At 78.3% G+C, this 839-nt stretch carries 1 protein-coding gene; it reads right to left on the minus strand.

What is annotated here, in order from left to right; translation table 11 throughout:
* On the minus strand, positions 1–839 hold an 839-nt coding region (locus ND748_RS33030; protein ID WP_251750160.1), incomplete at both ends, for a glycosyltransferase.

Here is an 839-nt window from a genome sequence, read left to right on the forward strand (position 1 = left end):
CAGCGGGCCGGGATGCCGCCGGGCGAGCTGCGCCGCCGACGAACCGTAGCCGTGGCGCTGGCGCGCCCAGGCCCGCCAGGACGGCCGCGGATCATGGTGCACCACCGCCGCCGGCTCGTATCGGACGGTGTGGCCGGCGCCGACGAGCCGCCACACCAGGTCGACGTCCTCCCCGAAACGCAGCTCCGGATCGAACGCGGCGTGTTCCCGCCGGATGAGCAGCGCGGCCGACGGCACGTACGACACCCGCCCGCCAGGGCGCACCGCCGCCGGCCAGGGCCCGAGATCGAGCGGGGAACGGCCCGCCTCGTAGCGCTCCCGCAGGCCCCCCCGCGACGCCGCCGGCACCGGAGAGGCGACCCGGGGCGCGACGGCGACGACCGCCGGGTCGGCGAGGTGGGCGACGAGGCGGTCGAGCCAGTCGGCGGTGGGCCGGACGTCGCAGTCGCAGAAGACGATCGTCTCGGTGCGGGCGGCCCGGGCGCCGCTGGTACGCGCCGCGGCGGGGCCGCGGGACTGGTCGTGCCGGATCACCCGGGCGCCGGCCGCGGCGGCCTCGGCCGAGGTGTCATCGCGGGAGCCATCGTCGACGACGATGACCTCGGCGCACTGCCCACGCAGCGCGCCGACCAGTGCACCGACGCGCCCAACCCCATCCCGCACCGGGACGACAGCCGTGACCCCCGTGACCTCAGCGACCCCGGCGACGCCGGGCTGGCCCCCGGCGACCCCGATGACCTCGATGACTCCGGCGACCGTGCCCGCCGACGAGGCACGACGCGGCGGGAGCGGGTGAACGAGCCCGGCGTCGACGAGCCGGCGCGCGAGCAGCCCCGCGC

The organism is Frankia sp. AiPs1, from assembly GCF_023716945.1.
GTDB lineage: Bacteria > Actinomycetota > Actinomycetes > Frankiales > Frankiaceae > Frankia.